General features: G+C 53.5%; 15 protein-coding genes and 1 riboswitch. Of the genes, 11 read left to right on the forward strand and 4 right to left on the reverse strand.

Annotated elements, in window-relative coordinates; translation table 11 throughout:
* Positions 1-3: 3 nt before the first annotated feature.
* The 4 genes from ACFVTB_RS08635 to ACFVTB_RS08650 all read left to right on the forward strand — a co-directional run bounded on the left by ACFVTB_RS08635 (position 4) and on the right by ACFVTB_RS08650 (position 2,836).
* Positions 4-693 (forward strand): copper homeostasis protein CutC, encoded by a 690-nt coding sequence (locus ACFVTB_RS08635; RefSeq protein WP_387747473.1) that lies wholly within the window; start codon positions 4-6, stop codon positions 691-693.
* A gap of 31 nt (positions 694-724) precedes the next feature.
* Positions 725-1,672 carry an ROK family protein gene (locus ACFVTB_RS08640; RefSeq protein ID WP_387747475.1) on the forward strand — a complete coding sequence of 316 codons (948 nt, stop codon included), beginning with the start codon at positions 725-727 and terminating at the stop codon, positions 1,670-1,672.
* A 287-nt stretch (positions 1,673-1,959) separates the two neighbouring features.
* Positions 1,960-2,292 carry a PadR family transcriptional regulator gene (locus tag ACFVTB_RS08645; protein ID WP_387747477.1) on the forward strand — a complete coding sequence of 111 codons (333 nt, stop codon included), beginning with the start codon at positions 1,960-1,962 and terminating at the stop codon, positions 2,290-2,292.
* Positions 2,293-2,299: 7 nt separating this feature from the next.
* Positions 2,300-2,836 (forward strand): DUF2812 domain-containing protein, encoded by a 537-nt coding sequence (locus tag ACFVTB_RS08650; RefSeq protein WP_387747479.1) that lies wholly within the window; start codon positions 2,300-2,302, stop codon positions 2,834-2,836.
* A 609-nt stretch (positions 2,837-3,445) separates the two neighbouring features.
* On the opposite strand, the gene ACFVTB_RS08655 is transcribed toward ACFVTB_RS08650, so the two are convergent.
* Positions 3,446-4,135 (reverse strand): ABC transporter ATP-binding protein, encoded by a 690-nt coding sequence (locus ACFVTB_RS08655; RefSeq protein WP_387747481.1) that lies wholly within the window; start codon positions 4,133-4,135, stop codon positions 3,446-3,448.
* A gap of 4 nt (positions 4,136-4,139) precedes the next feature.
* Positions 4,140-5,177: an ABC transporter permease gene (locus tag ACFVTB_RS08660; protein ID WP_387747483.1), complete on the reverse strand. Its 1,038-nt coding sequence runs from the start codon at positions 5,175-5,177 to the stop codon at positions 4,140-4,142.
* Between the two features lie 289 nt (positions 5,178-5,466).
* Here ACFVTB_RS08660 and ACFVTB_RS08665 point away from each other — a divergent pair, with 289 nt between their 5' ends.
* The gene (locus tag ACFVTB_RS08665) at positions 5,467-7,110 is read left to right on the forward strand and encodes a histidine kinase N-terminal 7TM domain-containing diguanylate cyclase (RefSeq protein ID WP_387747485.1); all 1,644 of its coding nucleotides are present in this window, start codon (positions 5,467-5,469) and stop codon (positions 7,108-7,110) included.
* A gap of 539 nt (positions 7,111-7,649) precedes the next feature.
* Here ACFVTB_RS08665 and ACFVTB_RS08670 read toward each other — a convergent pair.
* A complete protein-coding gene (locus ACFVTB_RS08670) occupies positions 7,650-8,720 on the reverse strand; it encodes an LLM class flavin-dependent oxidoreductase (protein WP_387747487.1) in 1,071 nt (356 codons plus the stop codon).
* Positions 8,721-9,024: 304 nt separating this feature from the next.
* Positions 9,025-9,141, reverse strand: coding sequence for a YjcZ family sporulation protein (locus tag ACFVTB_RS08675; protein ID WP_387747489.1), 117 nt, complete (start codon positions 9,139-9,141; stop codon positions 9,025-9,027).
* A gap of 177 nt (positions 9,142-9,318) precedes the next feature.
* Between ACFVTB_RS08675 and ACFVTB_RS08680 the strand changes: the two genes are divergently transcribed.
* From ACFVTB_RS08680 to ACFVTB_RS08705, 6 genes are all read left to right on the forward strand, one after another.
* A complete protein-coding gene (locus ACFVTB_RS08680; protein WP_387747491.1) occupies positions 9,319-10,992 on the forward strand; it encodes an FAD-binding dehydrogenase in 1,674 nt (557 codons plus the stop codon).
* Between the two features lie 84 nt (positions 10,993-11,076).
* A complete protein-coding gene (locus ACFVTB_RS08685; protein WP_387747911.1) occupies positions 11,077-12,219 on the forward strand; it encodes a glycerate kinase in 1,143 nt (380 codons plus the stop codon).
* A gap of 329 nt (positions 12,220-12,548) precedes the next feature.
* On the forward strand, positions 12,549-13,202 hold the full coding sequence (locus tag ACFVTB_RS08690; RefSeq protein WP_387747493.1) for a TetR/AcrR family transcriptional regulator: 654 nt from the start codon (positions 12,549-12,551) through the stop codon (positions 13,200-13,202).
* Between the two features lie 95 nt (positions 13,203-13,297).
* Positions 13,298-13,401, forward strand: a riboswitch (purine riboswitch).
* A 159-nt stretch (positions 13,402-13,560) separates the two neighbouring features.
* Positions 13,561-14,166 (forward strand): xanthine phosphoribosyltransferase, encoded by a 606-nt coding sequence (locus tag ACFVTB_RS08695; RefSeq protein ID WP_387747495.1) that lies wholly within the window; start codon positions 13,561-13,563, stop codon positions 14,164-14,166.
* A 4-nt stretch (positions 14,167-14,170) separates the two neighbouring features.
* On the forward strand, positions 14,171-15,460 hold the full coding sequence (locus ACFVTB_RS08700; protein ID WP_387747497.1) for a nucleobase:cation symporter-2 family protein: 1,290 nt from the start codon (positions 14,171-14,173) through the stop codon (positions 15,458-15,460).
* 483 nt (positions 15,461-15,943) lie between these two features.
* Positions 15,944-16,846 (forward strand): helix-turn-helix domain-containing protein, encoded by a 903-nt coding sequence (locus tag ACFVTB_RS08705; RefSeq protein ID WP_387747499.1) that lies wholly within the window; start codon positions 15,944-15,946, stop codon positions 16,844-16,846.
* The last annotated feature ends 123 nt before the right edge of the window (positions 16,847-16,969 follow it).

Raw genomic sequence — 16,969 nt, forward strand, 5'->3', positions numbered from 1 at the left:
CAGATGAAACTGGAAGTGATCTCAACTTGCATGGATGACGTTATTGTCGCCGAGGCAAACGGTGCCGACCGGCTCGAGCTGATTACGGCATTTACCGAAGGCGGCTTGACGCCGGGGATCGGACTCGTCCAGCAAGCGGCGAAGACGGTAAGCATTCCCGTGTTTGCAATGGTCCGGCCGCACAGCCGTTCCTTTGTTTACTCGGAGCAGGATTTGCAGACGATGGAAGCGGAAGTTCGGGCGATCGCGGACAGCGGGGCGTCCGGCATTGTGCTGGGCGCTTTAACGGCGGAAGGGCGCATCGATGAGCGCGCGCTGGATCGGCTGCTGCCGCTTGCGGGCAGCCTCGACGTGACCTTCCACCGGGCGTTCGACGAGCTGGAGGATCAATTGGCCGGCTTGCGCACGCTTTGGCAGTATCCGTCTATTAAGCGGATATTGACCTCAGCCGGTCCGGCTCCCGCGCCGCAATCGATGCCGGCAATGCGCCGTCTGGTCGAAGCGTCGCGAGACGGGCATGTGCAAATATTGGCCGGCAGCGGTTTGAAACGGCAAGGTATTGAGTCATTTATAGAGACAACGGGAGTGGAAGAGGTACATTTTGGATCGGCAGTTCGATACGGCGGCGATTCGTTATCGCCAATCGATCCCGTCGCTTTGCGCGACTTAGCGGACAGTCTTCGCTCATGCTAGAGGAAATAGACAGAAAAAGGTGAAGATTGCTATGCAAAACGAACAAAGCTATGTCGTCGGCATCGACTTGGGCGGTACGAAGATCGCCGCGGCGCTGCTCGACGGCAATGGCATGGTGCTGAAGCGGGAGCAGCTGGAAACGGCAGGAGCCCGTACCGCACAAGAGGTTGTTGAACGAATGGCTGGCTTGGTCCGTTCCGTTGCGGACGGCAAGCCGCTTATCGGTGTCGGCCTAGCTTCTCCCGGCGCGGTGAACAGCCGTGACGGGATTGTTATTAACGGTACCAACCTGCCCGAGTGGGACAACGTGCCGCTCAAGCAGTGGATGGAAGCCGATCTCGGCGTCGAAGTGCAGGTCGTGAACGACGCGAATGCCGCGGCTTGGGGCGAATATGCGAGGGGCGCAGGCAAAGGCGCAGACAATATGGTCTATGTGACGTTCAGCACCGGTATCGGAGCGGGCATTGTCATGGATGGCAAGCTGCTGTTCGGAACTCATTCGTTTGCCGGAGAGCTCGGGCATTTGACCGTCGATCCCGACGGGCCGGTATGCAGCTGCGGCAGACAGGGCTGCTGGGAAGCTTTTGCGTCCGGCACAGCGATCCGTGATGCCGCGCTGCGGCATATGCGCGAACGGTCTTCGCTTATCGCCGAGCTTGCGGTCGCAAGCGGGGAGCCGATCTCGTCTCGTCATGTATTCGAAGCTGCGAAGCGCGGTGACGCTGTCGCGGTTGAAGTGATCGACAAGACGACGGATTATATGGCGATCGGCTTGGCGAACGCGGTTCATACGTTTAATCCGGACCGCATCGTCATTGGCGGCGGCGTCAGTAAGGCGGGCGAGTTGCTGTTCTCGGCGCTTCGGAAGAAGACGGAGGAATGCGTCATGAAGCCTTATCGCGGCACGTACGACATCGTTCCGGCCGATTTGAAGGACGATGTTGGTATTATCGGTGCTGCCGCTTTGTTTAATCGTTAGAAACAGGCGTCGGCTTGTTGGAAAAGGCGCTTTCTTGGCGCTGTGACAGGGGCTGGTCAGGGCTGGATTTACCGGCGGTTTTGAAACGGCGAGCCAGATAGCCGATCTGGCCCGTGCGTGTGGCTACAAGCGATTTAACAGCCCCCGTCCTTCTTATATAAAAGCAGAATGTCTATTTCCGGTTTGTGGTTTACCGGAATGGGCATTTTTTTATTGTTTTATATATCGTTAAATGATATATTACATTTAACGATATATCATTTAACGATATAGAAAGGGAAAAGACGATGCCTAGAAACGATACGCTGGAAATGGGCGAGCTGACGGATACGGCTTTTTACATTTTGCTGTCCGTTGTGGTTCCCAAGCACGGTTATCTCATTATGCAAGAAATTGAGTCGATGACCGGAGGCCGACTGACAGTGGGGCCTGCGTCGTTGTATACGACGATTAAGAAGCTGCTTGCGGCTGGATTTATCCGGCTGGAGGAGGACGGCGATGAGAAAAGGAAAACGTACGGTGCTACGGCGGAAGGCATTGCGCTGCTGCACAGCGAGACGGAACGGCGCCGTGAAATGGTGCGGCATGCCGAGCAGTTATTAAAAGGAGAAGGGCGGTAGAGGCAGGATGAGAACGAGGAAATATGTATCGAGCGGGGGTTTGGCGTTCTCGGAGAAGAGCGATATGCGCAAACTGGGCAAATATGCTCGAAAGGGCTGGGTGCTGGAGAGCTTTGCGCCGTTTGGCTATTGGTTGAGAAAAAGCGAAGCGCTGGAAGTGGTGTACGAGGTCGACTATTGCGAAAAGCCGGACGAAGAATATTATGCCATTTTCGAGGCCGCAGGCTGGACGCATGTATGCTCGGCGGGCGAGAGTTTTCATATTTTCCGCGCTCCGACCGGGACGCAGCCGATCTATACGGATAAAGCATCAGTGATCGAGCGTTACGAGCGGGAGATAAACGTTGTTGGCAAGGCCGCGCTGCCTCTGTTGATCGCGGTCCTCGTATTCTGGCCAGTGAGGGAAATCGGATTGAGCGGCTGGCTGCCGGACTGGGTGAATCTAGTGGGCTGGGGACTAGGCTTCGTCGCGCTGATTGGACTCATTTTCACCGGAATGCCTTACATCGCCTACCAATTCAAGCTTCGACGCAGCAGAGTTTGATGAAGCAGTGAGGGCGGGCTGCGGTGCTCTGTGGGTTCTCTTAGGGTGCTCTGCGGGTGCTCGAGCTCTGAGATTGCTGTAAAGGTAGCTCCAGCTGATAATGCTGCCGTTTCGTTGCTGTTGCCATTGCCGTCACATCCAGCGCCAATCTTGACGAACGACTAAGGTGCCGGTCGTTGTGTAACACCGACTGGGCAAAGGAATGGACCGAAATAACTGCTGAAATGCAGTTATTTTTCTTTTTCTGACCCGTAGAGAAGGAATAACTGCTAAAAGGCAGTTATTGGTTGGGATATATGCGCAAATGGAGGTCCGAGGCAGGAAATAACTGCAAAAAAGCAGTTATTGCGCTACTGAGTAGAGAAAATCAATTGAATAACTGCCAAACTGCATTTATTTAGTTGCTAGAGTGAGTGGAGTGGTGGTGGAGCATGCTAAAAGTTGGTGTGTGAACATTATGGAACATGTACTGAATCCAGATTTGACCGCTAAAGTGTGACTGAGCACAGCGTGCCTCGATAGCATCGCTCGCCCAGAAGGTGTGCACGGTGCAGAAAACAGGAGAAGGAGGAGGGCTCAGCCCTCCTCCTTCTCTTCCTTCTCTTCCTGCTATTGCCCGTCTTGCCGTACGATTAGTCCGTCCTTCATCGCGATGACGCGATCGGCGAATGGGAGCATTTCCTCGTCATGGGTGACGAGCAGTGTTGCGATGCCGAGGCGCTTCGTTAAATCGCGAATCAGTGTCATAACGTCGCGTGATCTGCGAGAATCGAGGCTGGCCGTCGGCTCGTCAGCGAACAGGATTTTCGGTTGGTGGATTAACGCGCGGGCGACGGCGACGCGCTGCTTCTCCCCGCCAGACAGGGAGGAAGGATAGGCGCTGCGGCGATGAGTCATCTCGACCAGTTCCAGCATCCGGGCGACCGCTTCTTTTTGCTCGCGCTTGCCGCTTCGGTTGCCGGAGACGTTCAGCATGAGCAGCAGCTGTTCCTCAACGGTTAGAAACGGCACCAGGTGCGCCGATTGAAAAATAAAGCCGAATTCGCGGGCGCGAACGTCCCGGCGCTCTGTCTCCGTCATTGCCGTCAGGTTGCGGTCTCCGAAGCGAACCTCGCCGGAGGTGGCTTTTTGCAGTCCCGCCGCAATGGTCAAAAGCGTGCTTTTTCCTGATCCTGATGCACCTACCAGGGCGGTAACCTCCGACATCTGCAGCGTTAGCCGCACGCCCTTCAGCACCTGCTCCTCGGTATCGCCGCTGGCAAACGTTTTTGTCACATCTTGTATCGAAAATGCGTTCATCCGTCTACACCTCCCCTTGCTGAATAGCTGTCAGAGGTTCAACCTTCCGGATTTGCCAGCCGGAAAGCGTAGCGCCGAGCAGCCCGATAACAAGAAACAGCAGCGATAGCATAACAGTAGCGTTCAACGTTAGTTGGAAAGGCATTCCTTCAGGGCCAAACAGATCGAACAACTGACTAAGCAGGATGGACAGCGCCAGAGCGGCGACGGTCACAATCAGCATTTGCGTCCATATCATGCCGAACAGCGTGCTCGTACGAACGCCGATTGCTTTCAAAATCCCGTACAGACCGATTTTTTGTACATTCATCATATAGAAGAAGATAGCGAACAGCATGCCGCTAATTACAATAAGAAACCAGATCATCATATTCAGCGACATTTGCTCCGCTTTATAGCTCGGAATAGAGTCCAAAAACTGCTTGTTCGAGTAGGCTTGCAAGCCGTCCGGAACGGTCTTCAGCCCGTCTTTATCCGGAACGAACAGCATCTGCATACCCTCCGCTCGGTACATGCTTTGGTAATCTTCAACGGCAATATAAGCGACTGGGGCATGGCTGAACTTTTTGCCGTCCACAAACCCTGTTACCGTCCATTCCCCATCCGATTGGCGATTAGTCAGCCGATCTCCGATTTGAATGCCTTCCTTTTCAAGAGAACGGTCGAGGACGATCTCGCCCGGTTTCGAGCGGAAGAACTGCTCGGATTCAGTCGAGGCGACAAAAGCGGCTCCGTGCTGCCGTCCATTTTTATCAACAACAAAGCCCATTTGAATCGATAACGCAGCCGCTCCGTTTCCTTCCTTAATTGCCGCTTCTTGCGCAGCGGGCTCGATCCGCGAGAACGAGTACGTCCCTTCCGCATCCTTATCCATATAAAAGCGTCCATCCGGCAAATCCTTGATGAGTGCCGAATTATCCTGCGACAAACCGTTGGCCAATCCCGAGATGAGAAAGGTCAACAGACTGACGAGAAACACGATAGAGCCTAAAATCATAAATTTTGCTTTACTGCGCTTCATTTCTTTCCAAGCCATTATCATAACGTTCCCTCCCCCTTGCCTTCCGAATGTAAGGCTGTTAGATGAACGGAGCGTGAACGGAAGATTACAATCAAAGTTTATAGGCTGTTTGAGACCGAGATTGTCACGGATATGTGTCTGTTCATTGCGAAAGAAATGAGTATTTTTTAATGGATTATTTTTCATAAATCGACAACGTTCTACCACAATCCCATCCTTTTGTGATAGGATCAAATCAATAGATTCGGGATTAGCCCGCCCAGTGCCTCGGACGGCGCGGGTCCGGCTCGAAAGCGAAGTGTGATTGCGCATGGGAACCCCTTATTCCGCTGTTATTACGCTCATGGTAACGGCAGGCGTTATCAATCTCATCATGGGCATTTACGTTTGGTTCAATCGCTCCAAGCAGCCGATGGCGAAAGCTTTTATCGCGCTTAGCTTGTTTTCCGCCGTATATACGTTTGGTTCGGCACTGGAGAAGTCGGCCGATACGCTCGCCGAGGTTATGCTTTGGATCAAGTTCGAATATTTAGGCATGCCGTTGCTGCCGCCGCTCAGCCTGCTGCTGATTATTCATTTTCTTGGCATGGATCGTTTTCTAAAGCCCGCTCTCAAAAAGGGCATGTTTGTGATGCCGATCATCACGATAGCGCTCGTGCTGACCAACGAATGGCATCATTTTTATTACCGCTCGGTGACGGTAAGCCCAGGAGTAGCCTTTCTTAGGGTGGAACTGGATGCAGGCCCATGGTACATCATTCAAGGCGCGTATACATTCGGTTGTATGATTGGCGGTCTTGTTCTGCTGCTCGTCCATTGGAACCGGATGAAATCAAGCTATCGTCCGCAGCACATTTCGATGATGCTCGGTTTGCTGCTTCCGATTATTGGCGACTTTGCTTATTTGGGTAATTTGACGCCTCAAGGCATGGATCCGATTCCGGTTATCATGGCCGTTACGGCTGCGCTCTATTTGTGGGCGCTTGCGTCGAAGGGGATGCTGAACGTCGCTCCCATTGCCCGTGACTATTTGTTTGAGAGCATGAGCGACGGTGTATTTGTGCTGGATCACGACAATCGGCTGGTTGACTATAATAAAGCCGCCGCTCTCATTATGCCGGAGCTGAAGCCTGCAGCAGTCGGTCGTTCGTTGGAGCCGTTGTGGCGCTTGCACACTGATGTGGCGCTGGATATGACTCCAGTCGAGACCGTCGATTTGACGGAGGGCGGGCAGGAAGAGATTGCATGGCGGCTCGGAGATAAGTCGATGCATTATCAGGTGCGCGTCTCGGCTGTGCGAAATCGCAATGGCCAGCAGATCGGCCGTCTGATTGTCCTGATCGATGTAACGGAGATGGTGCGTCTGCAGGAGCAGCTTCGCAAGCTCGCTTATCATGACGGCCTGACCGGCGTATATAACCGGATGCATTTCATTCATTTAAGCGAATCGCTTCTGTGGCGGTCTTCGTCTAATCAAACGCCGCTTGCACTAGTTTTATTCGATATCGACCACTTCAAACGGATTAACGACGAATTCGGTCATGATGCCGGCGACCGCGCGCTAACGCACATTGTCGGTGTATGCCGCAGTCTGTTGCGGCCGGAGGACGTATTTGCCCGTTACGGCGGCGAGGAATTCGTGCTTGCGATGCCGGGCTTGACGGGCGAGCAAGCAGAGGCGGCCGCGCACAGGCTGCGAGCAGGGATTGCCGGACAACCGCTGCAAATTCCGATGAACACCGTCTATTTGACGGCGAGCTTCGGTATTGCCGTTGCCGAATCGGACTTTCCTTATGAAGAGGAGGGTGCGATCGATCGGCTGCTGAAAGCGGCGGACCGGGCGCTTTACCGTTCGAAGGACGGAGGGCGCAATACGGTGCATAGGGCGGGACGAGAAGAAATCAACAATGTGTTAATCGGGAAAAACGAATCAGTGGGCGCGTCCGTATCCTAAGGGGGGCGGTTAACGCAAGAAGCGGATGCAATTGGCATTCGCTTTTTTCGAATTTGGAGAAAAACCCGTCGGTTACGATAATGACGGTCTTCTTTTTCATTATGGTTTCTTGGCTTAAACTTAAAATCAGTGTTTGTTTGAGTAGGAGAGAGCAGCGAAGGGGCAGAGGGCTTCTGGAGAAACGAAAGAGGCCGTTTTTTCAATATGTATGAAATTTCATATATAATTTACGGGATTTGGTCAAAAGCGTCGATTATGTATGAATTTTCGAATATAATCGTCCAAAATTCCGGTTTTCGCAAAATTATGTATGATTTTTCGATCTTATTCCTTTTAATGAACTCTGAGGGGGCAGCGCCGGCTGCTTAAATATTAATCTAGATGAGGGGAACGAGCGGGTTGTCTCTGCAAATGCTGTTCGCAGCCAGATGGAGAGTTCAAACAAGCTAGCACCATAAAAAGAAAGACGCATCCCAATTTCGCGTTAAACGAAGTCGGGTGCGTCTTTCTAATTTATAATGCGTTTCGTCGACGCCGATTTATTTCGTCGATTCGATTCTCGCTAGCTCTTTGCGTACAAGCGGAGCGACTTTGTCGCCGAGCAGCTCGATTGCATGAAGCATCTCGCGAGGAGGCATCGCTCCAACATCCAAATGCATCAAGAAGCGGCTTATACCCAAGTTTTTGCGAAGCAGGACGATCTTCTCGGCTACGTACTCGGGATCGCCGACATAGAGCGCGCCGCGCAGGCTGCGGGCCGCGTCGAAAGCTTCGTGACTGTATGGAGGCCAGCCCCGCTCACGGCCGATTTTATTCATTTGCGCCGACGTATAAGGGAAGAAGGTCGATGCTGCCTGTTCGGTTGTATCAGCTAGAAAGCCGTGCGAGTGAGTCGCAATTTGCAGCTTGCTGGGGTCATGACCGGCTTTCGCCGCCGCTTCTTTATAGAGCTGAACCAGCGAAGCGAATCGTTCCGGCATACCTCCAATAATAGCGAATACAACCGGCAGGCCTAGCATACCTGCGCGCACCGCCGATTCCGGATTGCCGCCTGTGCCGACCCAGACCGGCAGAGGCTCTTGAACGGAGCGCGGGTAGACGCCAAGGTTGTCGATAGCGGGACGATGGCCGCCTCGCCATGATACGCGTTCCGTCTCTCTTATTTTAAGCAGCAGCTCCAGCTTCTCTTCGAACAGCTCGTCGTAGTCGTTCAAATTGTAGCCGAACAGAGGGAATGATTCGATAAAAGAGCCCCGGCCAGCCATAATTTCGGCTCGCCCGTTGGACAGTGCGTCTACAGTCGAGAACTGCTGATAGACGCGTACGGGATCGTCAGACGACAATACCGTCACCGCGCTGGAGAGCCGGATGCGTTTCGTGACGGAAGCGGCCGCGGCCAGAATGACAGCGGGAGCCGATGCTGCATAATCGGGACGATGATGCTCGCCGATCGCGTAGACGTCGAGGCCGACTTCGTCGGCTAGCTTAATCTCTTCGACGGCGTTGCGCAATCGCTCGGCATGAGAAATGGTTTGGCCTGTAGCCGGATGAGGCAGCGCCTCTAAAAAAGTACTGATTCCTATTTCAAAAGTTGGTGTCGATTCGGTCATGTTAGGTCGCCTCCTTTATGATTGATTTTATTATACTATATAAATTAATGTTTCTCAATAAAAGTAAGCATATTCCTAATGGGTTATTAAGTTATCATGCTCGAGTCACCGAATATAATGCGGAGGAAGGGGCTGCGCACGACACAAAAAGCCCACCCCTAGGCGTTCCTCTGCAGGCTTGAAGCGCAATCAATAGATGCGCTTCAAGACGAACGGAGAATCGATTTCGGGATGGGCTTTCTGCTTATTTTATGACAGGGGCAAAAAGGCGATTCCTGCGCACGGAGGCATTAAGCGTATGAAATTAGTAGCCGAAGCCACCGCCAAAGATGCCACAGCTGCATGCGATGATGACTAAGAGGATGAACAGAACGAGAATAACACCAGTGTTTGTAAAAGCGCCGCCAACGAAACCGGACATGAAATGCACCTCCTTGCATGTTGAGTACACATTAGACTATGTTGCGGTTGCGGGAATGGGTTGGGTATATGTCCTGCTAGGCGGAAAGAAAGTAAAAAGGCTTATCCGGTTGGAGAAATTTAGGTATAATAAGGCTGAATTTGGAGAACGTCAGAAGATGAATGAGGGGGAGTTCAGGTGGCGCAGACAAATGTATCGGCTCGTGCAGATGCGATCGTAATCGGAGCAGGACTTGCAGGCCTCGCGGCAGCAGCTGAAATCGCCGACGCGGGTAAAAAGGTGCTGCTGCTCGATCAAGAGCCGGAAGCATCTCTTGGCGGCCAGGCGTGGTGGTCGTTCGGCGGGCTGTTCCTTGTCGATTCGCCGGAGCAGCGGCGGATGGGCGTGAAGGATTCGAAGGAGCTGGCGCTGCAGGACTGGCTCGGTTCGGCCGGCTTCGACCGGGAGGAGGATGAAGACTTCTGGGGCCGGAAATGGGCCGAGGCGTACGTCGATTTCGCCTCGGGAGAGAAGCGGGCTTGGCTGCACGGGATGGGCGTCCGGTTTTTTCCGGTTGTCGGCTGGGCGGAAAGAGGCGGTTATTTGGCTGAAGGCCACGGCAATTCCGTTCCTCGCTTTCATATCGTCTGGGGAACGGGACCGGGACTGGTGGCGCCGTTCGAACGGCGTGTGCGCAGCCATATGGAGACTGGGCGAATTGAATACCGTCCGCGGCACCGGGTCGACAGCTTGACGGAGCACAATGGCGCGATCATTGGTGCAAGCGGTTCCATTCTGGAACCGAGCGATGCGGCGCGCGGTGAGGCAAGCTCGCGGGAGGTAATTGGACAGTTTGAGTACGAGGCCGGAGCTGTGCTCATTACGAGCGGCGGTATCGGCGGCAATCACGATCTGGTGCGGCGCAACTGGCCTAGCCGGTTAGGCCAGCCGCCCGCCCGTATGCTGTCCGGCGTGCCTGCTCACGTAGACGGGAGGATGCTCGGCATTGCGGAGGAGGCGGGAGGCCGAATCGTCAACCGCGACCGGATGTGGCATTATACCGAAGGGCTGGCCAACTGGAATCCGATTTGGAGCAATCACGGCATTCGCATTTTACCGGGACCTTCCTCCATCTGGCTGGACGCCAATGGCAACCGCTTCCCGGCTCCCAACTTCCCAGGCTTCGATACACTCGGAACGCTGGAGGCGATTCAGAGGACCGGATATGACTACTCTTGGTTTATTTTAACGCAGAAAATTATCGAAAAAGAGTTTGCGTTGTCCGGCTCCGAGCAAAATCCCGATTTGACGGGCAAAAGCGTGCGCAAGGTGCTGTCGCGGGTATTGCCTGGCGCACCTGGTCCGGTTCAGGCGTTCATGGATAAGGGTGAGGATTTTGTCATTGCCCGGAACATTGGGGAGCTTGTAGCAGGGATGAACAAGCTGAGCGGCCAGTCTTTGCTCGATCCGGCGGCCATTGAACGACAGCTGATCGCGAGAGACCGCGAGATGGACAACAAGTTCACGAAGGATTTGCAGGTGACCGCCATTCGCGGTGCCCGCCATTATATCGGAGATAAACTTATTCGTACCGCCAAGCCGCATAAATTACTCGATCCGAAAAACGGGCCGCTTATCGCTGTCCGTCTAAATATCGTCAGCCGCAAAACATTGGGCGGCTTGCAAACCGATTTGTCCGGACGTGTGCTGAACGCGGAAGGGCAGCCGATCTCGGGCCTGTATGCCGCGGGCGAAGCATCCGGCTTCGGCGGCGGCGGAGTGCACGGCTATCGCGCGCTGGAGGGCACCTTCCTTGGCGGTTGCCTGTTCTCCGGCCGCTCCGCCGGTCGCGCTGCAGCAACTGAGCTGTAATAGTTAACGGAAATGATAGAGGAATTGACATGTAATGGGTATGCTATCGTCAACAGCGCAGAGGAGAGGGGCTATAATTAAATGGTGCGTATCGTAATCGCTCCCGATTCCTTCAAAGGAAGCTTGGACGCTCCTCAAGCGGGCGAAGCCATCGCAAAGGGAGTAAGGCGGGCAGCCCCGCACAGCGAGACGATCATTCTGCCGATGGCTGACGGCGGCGAAGGGACGATGCAGTGCCTTATCGCAGCTACCAATGGAAAGCTGGTTCCGGTAAGAGTGTCGGGCCCGCTAGGCGCGCCGACGGAATCGCACTACGGGTTGCTGGGAGACGGGGAGACGGCGGTCGTAGAGCTGGCGGCAGCGTCTGGCTTGTATTTGTTGGATCCAGAGGACCGCAATCCGCTTCGTACAACCACATTCGGCTTTGGACAACTGATTCGCCAAGCTCTTGACGATGGCGTTCGCCGGTTTATATTAGCGCTAGGCGGAAGTGCAACGAATGATGGCGGCGCGGGCATGCTGCAGGTGCTTGGCCTGCAATTGCTGGACGATGAAGGCCGAGAGATTGGCTATGGCGGCGGCGAGCTGAACAAGCTGGCTGAAATCCGCTCCGAAAATCTCGATGCCAGGCTGGCGGAATGCGAATTTGCAGTCGCCTGTGACGTCGATCATCCATTTGTTGGACCGAATGGAGCGTCGGCTGTCTTTGGGCCGCAGAAAGGCGCAACGCCGGAGATGGTGACGGAGCTTGACCGCGCATTAACTCGCTTTGCAGACATTATTGCAGCAACGGCAGGTGTATCCGTTCACGCCATACCGGGTTCCGGCGCAGCTGGAGGAACGGCGGGAGGCGTCCTTGCATTTCTGAAGGCGCGTCTGGAGCCGGGAGCGCCGCTTGTCGCCCGCAGCATCGGCTTGAAGGAAGCAATCGCAAACGCCGATCTGGTCATCACTGGCGAAGGGCGAATCGACGCGCAAACCGCCGGAGGAAAGACGCCGCTTGGCGTTGCTGGCATAGCTGCGACTCACGGTGTACCGGCCATCGTATTGGCAGGATCGGTCGGCGAAGGGATTTCAGAGCTGCACGAGCGGGGTATTACCGCTGTGTTTGGCATTCTCGACCAGCCGATGCCGCTTGCGGAAGCGATGGAACGAACGGCCGAATTGCTGGAGAAAACGGCCGAGCAGGCGATGAGGTTGTTCGCCTTGGCTAAATCTGCTCCTTAAACGTTATCACCGCAGCTAGCAGTGAAATCAGACTCTTTAAACGAAGGATGCCACCGACCAGCAGAAGCAGCAGGTCGGTGGCATTTTTAATCGGATAATGATTTAGAATTGCACGAAATCCAGCACAGTCCGGTTTGATACGGCGATATCAACATCTCTTTTCTATATGAAATGAATCACTTGGAAAACACTTTGATATAAGACGTATCGTGTCGATAATAAGCATATTATTTACATTTTCCCAATTTACCGAAATGTTGCAAACCGAAAGAATAAGAGGATATAATAGGTGGGCAATTTCCAATTGGATACAGGAAGGTAGGGTGGCGTTGGAGCCGAGAGAAAGATATGAACGAGAGTTAAGCGAGAATAGACAGCAGCGGGAGACGTGGATTCTCGAGACGGCCGAGCGTTTATTTACCGATAAAGGCATTGAGAAAACGACCATGCATCATATTGCGGAAGAGGCTGGTATTGGCATTGCGACGCTGTTCCGTTATTTTCCGAAAAAGGAGAAGCTGATCGTTGCCGTAGCGACCGGCATGCTGGAAACGGTCTACGAGCAATTTCAGTCGATCAACGAGCTGGAGCTGACCTGCCTGGAGAAATTGGAAAAGCTGTTTGACTACTTTGCCGCGCCGCTTTCTGGCGGAACAGACCGTTATACGAAATTTCTGGAGAACTTCGACAGCTATGCCGCGCATGCGGGACAAGCGTTGGAAGGCATGGAGCAATTCAATGTCATTTACAGAAAAGTGTCGGCCGCCTATTCCGGTATTATTGAAGCGGGAATAAAGGACGGCTCGATTCGTTCTGATATTGCAGTGTACGAGACACTCACGACCGTCGTCAACAACTACGCTATTTTTGCAAAAAAGCTGTCGCAGCAGCGCAGCATCATGCAATTGGAGCCTGATGTGGAGGCGGACAGACAGCTCGCTTTAATGAAAAGAATATTACTGGACTACTTAAAAGCACAATAACGATGACGATCGGCGAAAAATGTCGAAAAATAATAAATTCCACTTGTAAGCAATGGAAAGAGTGTGTAGTATAAAGAATGTGTTTTCGCGGCCGTTCGTTGGAACGGCGCGGCTCTCATATAATTTTGGGAATATGGCCCATGAGTTTCTACCGGATAACCAATGCAATTGTCCGACTATGAGTGAGTACGCGTTCTGGCTTAGGCCACCGTTCTTTTTCGGCTCGAAAACCGGGTGCGAGAAGCGGGAATGTGTGCTTCATGAAGAATAGTATTTGTAGGGACAGGCTTATCTTGAGCGGCAGGCTCGAGGAGTTTGTCCTTTTTTTGTTTGAAGAAAAAGGAGGACGGCACGAAAAATGAGAGCATTGGAAGAAAGAATTCGCCGGGAAGGATTAATTTTGTCCGACACGGTGCTGAAGGTCGATTCGTTTCTGAATCATCAGGTTGATACGGCGCTGGCGCTTGAAATCGGCCAGGAGTTCAAGCGGATTTTCGCAGGCAAGCCAATCACAAAGGTATTGACGATTGAAGCGAGCGGCATCCAATTCGCGATGGCGACGGGCATTGCGCTTGACGTACCGTTCATTTATGCGAAAAAGAAAAAAGCGGTGACGCTGGCGGAGCAGGTGTATACGGCTCCGGTTCATTCGTTTACCCGTCAAGAAACGTATCAGGTAAGCATCTCGCAAAAATACTTGGGACCGGACGATAATGTGCTGATCGTCGACGATTTTCTCGCTACGGGCGCTGCGTTGGTTGGCCTAGTCAACATCGTGCGCGAGTCGGGAGCAACGCTTTCCGGCGTAGGCTGCGTGATCGAGAAAGGATTCCAAGAAGGCCGGGGACTGCTTGAGGAGATGGGTGTGGAGGTTCATTCGCTGGCCCGAATCACTAAAATGTCGCCGGGCGAGATTCATTTTGCAGAGGCGGACAGCCCTGCAGCCATAAAGGAGAAGGTTTAGTCGGATGTTAAGCAAACAGAGAGTTGTTACACTAGGTTTTCAACATGTGCTGGCGATGTACGCGGGCGCGGTAGTCGTACCTTTGATTGTCGGCGGCGCGCTCAACCTGACCCCTACGCAAATGGCGTATTTGATCGCGGCCGATTTGTTTACATGCGGACTTGCGACGATCTTGCAGGTAATGGGCACGAAATATTTCGGCAGCGGACTGCCGGTTATTCTGGGCTGTACGTTTACGGCGGTAGGTCCGATTATTGCGATCGCATCCGCAACCAATCTGGCGACGGTTTACGGAGCTATCATTATATCGGGTATATTCGTCGTCCTGGCCGCGCCGCTATACGGCAAGCTGCTTAAGTTTTTCCCCACGATTGTAACCGGCTCTGTTGTGACCATCATTGGTCTGTCGCTTATTCCAGTGGCGATGAACAACGTGGCGGGCGGCGATGATAAATCGCCATCGTACGGCAGTGCTGAGAATCTGCTGCTGGCGCTCATCACGCTAGTCGTTATTTTGCTGGTCAATCGTTTTGCCAAAGGGTTTCTGCGCGCTGTTTCCGTTCTTGTTGGACTCGTGGCAGGTACGGTTGTCGCCTATGCAATGGGGATGATCAGCTTTGCTCCGGTAGGCGAAGCATCGTGGTTCAGCGTGGCTCAGCCGTTCTACTTCGGTACGCCTCAGTTGAGCATAACGGCGATTGTGACGATGATTATCGTCAATATTGTCAGCATGGTCGAGTCGACCGGCGTCTACCTTGCTGTCGGCAAGGCGACCGATCAGAAGGTTGAACAGCGGCAAATCGTGAACGGCCTTCGCTCGGAAGGCGCGGCGATTATGCTCGGCGGTATTTTCAACGCCTTTCCTTACACCGCGTTCTCGCAAAACGTCGGCCTCATTTCGCTCACTCGCGTGAAGTCGCGCGACGTTATTTTTGCGGCTGGCGGTATTATGGTCATTCTCGGTCTGTTGCCTAAGCTTGCAACGATCACGACTATTATTCCAAGCGCGGTTCTCGGCGGCGCAATGATCGTCATGTTCGGTTCCGTCGCCGCTTCGGGCATTGCGATTCTGTCGGAAGTGAACCTGCGTAAGGAGCGCAACCTGCTCATCGCCGCAACGAGCATTGCCGTCGGTCTCGGCTCCGCGGCCATGCCGCAAATTTTCAATCAGCTGCCCGATTTTGCGAAAATGCTGCTGCAAAACGGCATCGTGTCCGGCTCAGTGACAGCGATTGTACTGAATCTGCTCCTTTCTAAAAAGAAAGAGGAGGCAGCCGAAGAGGCGGCCGCTTAAGAAGAACGCATCTCGCGACAAGCGTCTGGCGCCTGAGCTGCGTGCCAACACGATAGCGACTGCTGTCTTCCATAATGATTGAAACGGTTCTGCGCCCCTGAGCGCGGGGCCGTTTTTTTTTATGCTCGGGTGCATCCGTTGGCGAAAGCCGAACGTACAAACAAGAAAGGAATGAACGAAAGATGGGTTCTACATCAAAATCAGTTCTTGACGGCAAAGATGAGAGTAGCGAAGGGACAGAGGGATTCTGGAGAAACGGCAGTGGTCGCTTTTAAAGCATGATTCCTACCTCAAACCTCTATTAAATAAAGGAATCAGGCTTTAATGGCGATCGGAAGAACCCTCTGACCCGCAGTATTTCCCCTCACTTATAGTCAAGCACTGATTTCGGTTTTGAGCCGAAAGATGAGAAAATAAATCAAAAGAGAACTTTTCCATCCATGGTAAGGTTAAGGCGGGAAATGAAACGGGGAGGGAGCGGACATGGGGACGAACGAAGAACGGCATAGGCGGCAGGTGCAGGCGTCGCTTGCGTATATCGAACGGCATTTGTCGCAGCCGATCGGCCTTCCGCAGGTGTCGAAGGCGGGATTGTTTTCGAAACAGCATTTTTATCGGCTGTTTTACCGTCTTGTCGGCCATACCGTGGCGGAATATGTCCGCAACCGTAGGCTGACGAAGGCAGCCGCCGATTTGGCGCATACGAACGAGCGCATTTTGGACATTGCGTTCAACTACCATTTTCAGTCGCAAGAGGCGTTCACGAGAGCATTTAAGAAAGTGTTCCAGCTGACACCGGGGCAATATCGCAGCTACTCGAGATCTCTGGCGAAAACGAAGGGAGAGCCTACAAAGATGGATCAAAGACAAGTGCCGCAAGGGTGGATGGTAACCGGGCAACAGGTGGAGGGATATTCGGTCTCGGTGGACGCGAAGGAAGCGCATATGGGAACAGCATCGGTGCTGCTGCAGGCGAATGGCAAGCAGACAAGCGGCTTTGTGACGCTCATGCAGTTGTTCAGCGCTGAGGCGTACGCCGGGAAGCGGCTGAAGCTAACGGCGTTTGCGAAGGCGGAGGGCGTCGAGTCCGGCTGGGCTGGGATATGGATGCGCGTAGACAACCGGAACGGCGATTCTTTGAAATTCGATAATATGCAAGATCGTCCTATACGGGGAACGGCCGATTGGAACCAGTATGCGGTCGTGCTCGACGTGCCGGAGAACAGTCATGCCATCGCCTTCGGCGTGCTGCTGAGCGGCAGCGGCAAAGTGTGGGCCGATAATTTCGCTTTTGTGGAAGTGGATGAGAAGACGCCGACAACCGACAGTTCTAATCAAGAATCGCTGCCGAAAGCGCCGGTCAATCTCGGCTTCGAAGCGGGGTAGCTGGTTGCTGCTTAAGGAAGCTTGATCCGAGATGTGGCAGCAGGGTCCTTGAGGTCTGTGGCAATAGGCGTTCATCCGTGCTATCGTTAAGAGGATAGCGTGTACACGCTGCCATTGACTATG

Source organism: Paenibacillus sp. NPDC058071 (assembly GCF_042885235.1).
GTDB lineage: Bacteria > Bacillota > Bacilli > Paenibacillales > Paenibacillaceae > Pristimantibacillus.

Bases quoted from the DNA above. Each gene is read 5' to 3' on its own strand.
- ACFVTB_RS08635 (WP_387747473.1), top strand. From the start codon at position 4: ATGAAACTGGAAGTGATCTCAACTTGCATGGATGACGTTATTGTCGCC.
- ACFVTB_RS08640 (WP_387747475.1), top strand. From the start codon at position 725: ATGCAAAACGAACAAAGCTATGTCGTCGGCATCGACTTGGGCGGTACG.
- ACFVTB_RS08645 (WP_387747477.1), top strand. From the start codon at position 1,960: ATGCCTAGAAACGATACGCTGGAAATGGGCGAGCTGACGGATACGGCT.
- ACFVTB_RS08650 (WP_387747479.1), top strand. From the start codon at position 2,300: ATGAGAACGAGGAAATATGTATCGAGCGGGGGTTTGGCGTTCTCGGAG.
- ACFVTB_RS08655 (WP_387747481.1), bottom strand. From the start codon at position 4,135: ATGAACGCATTTTCGATACAAGATGTGACAAAAACGTTTGCCAGCGGC.
- ACFVTB_RS08660 (WP_387747483.1), bottom strand. From the start codon at position 5,177: ATGATAATGGCTTGGAAAGAAATGAAGCGCAGTAAAGCAAAATTTATG.
- ACFVTB_RS08665 (WP_387747485.1), top strand. From the start codon at position 5,467: ATGGGAACCCCTTATTCCGCTGTTATTACGCTCATGGTAACGGCAGGC.
- ACFVTB_RS08670 (WP_387747487.1), bottom strand. From the start codon at position 8,720: ATGACCGAATCGACACCAACTTTTGAAATAGGAATCAGTACTTTTTTA.
- ACFVTB_RS08675 (WP_387747489.1), bottom strand. From the start codon at position 9,141: ATGTCCGGTTTCGTTGGCGGCGCTTTTACAAACACTGGTGTTATTCTC.
- ACFVTB_RS08695 (WP_387747495.1), top strand. From the start codon at position 13,561: ATGAGAGCATTGGAAGAAAGAATTCGCCGGGAAGGATTAATTTTGTCC.
- ACFVTB_RS08700 (WP_387747497.1), top strand. From the start codon at position 14,171: ATGTTAAGCAAACAGAGAGTTGTTACACTAGGTTTTCAACATGTGCTG.
- ACFVTB_RS08705 (WP_387747499.1), top strand. From the start codon at position 15,944: ATGGGGACGAACGAAGAACGGCATAGGCGGCAGGTGCAGGCGTCGCTT.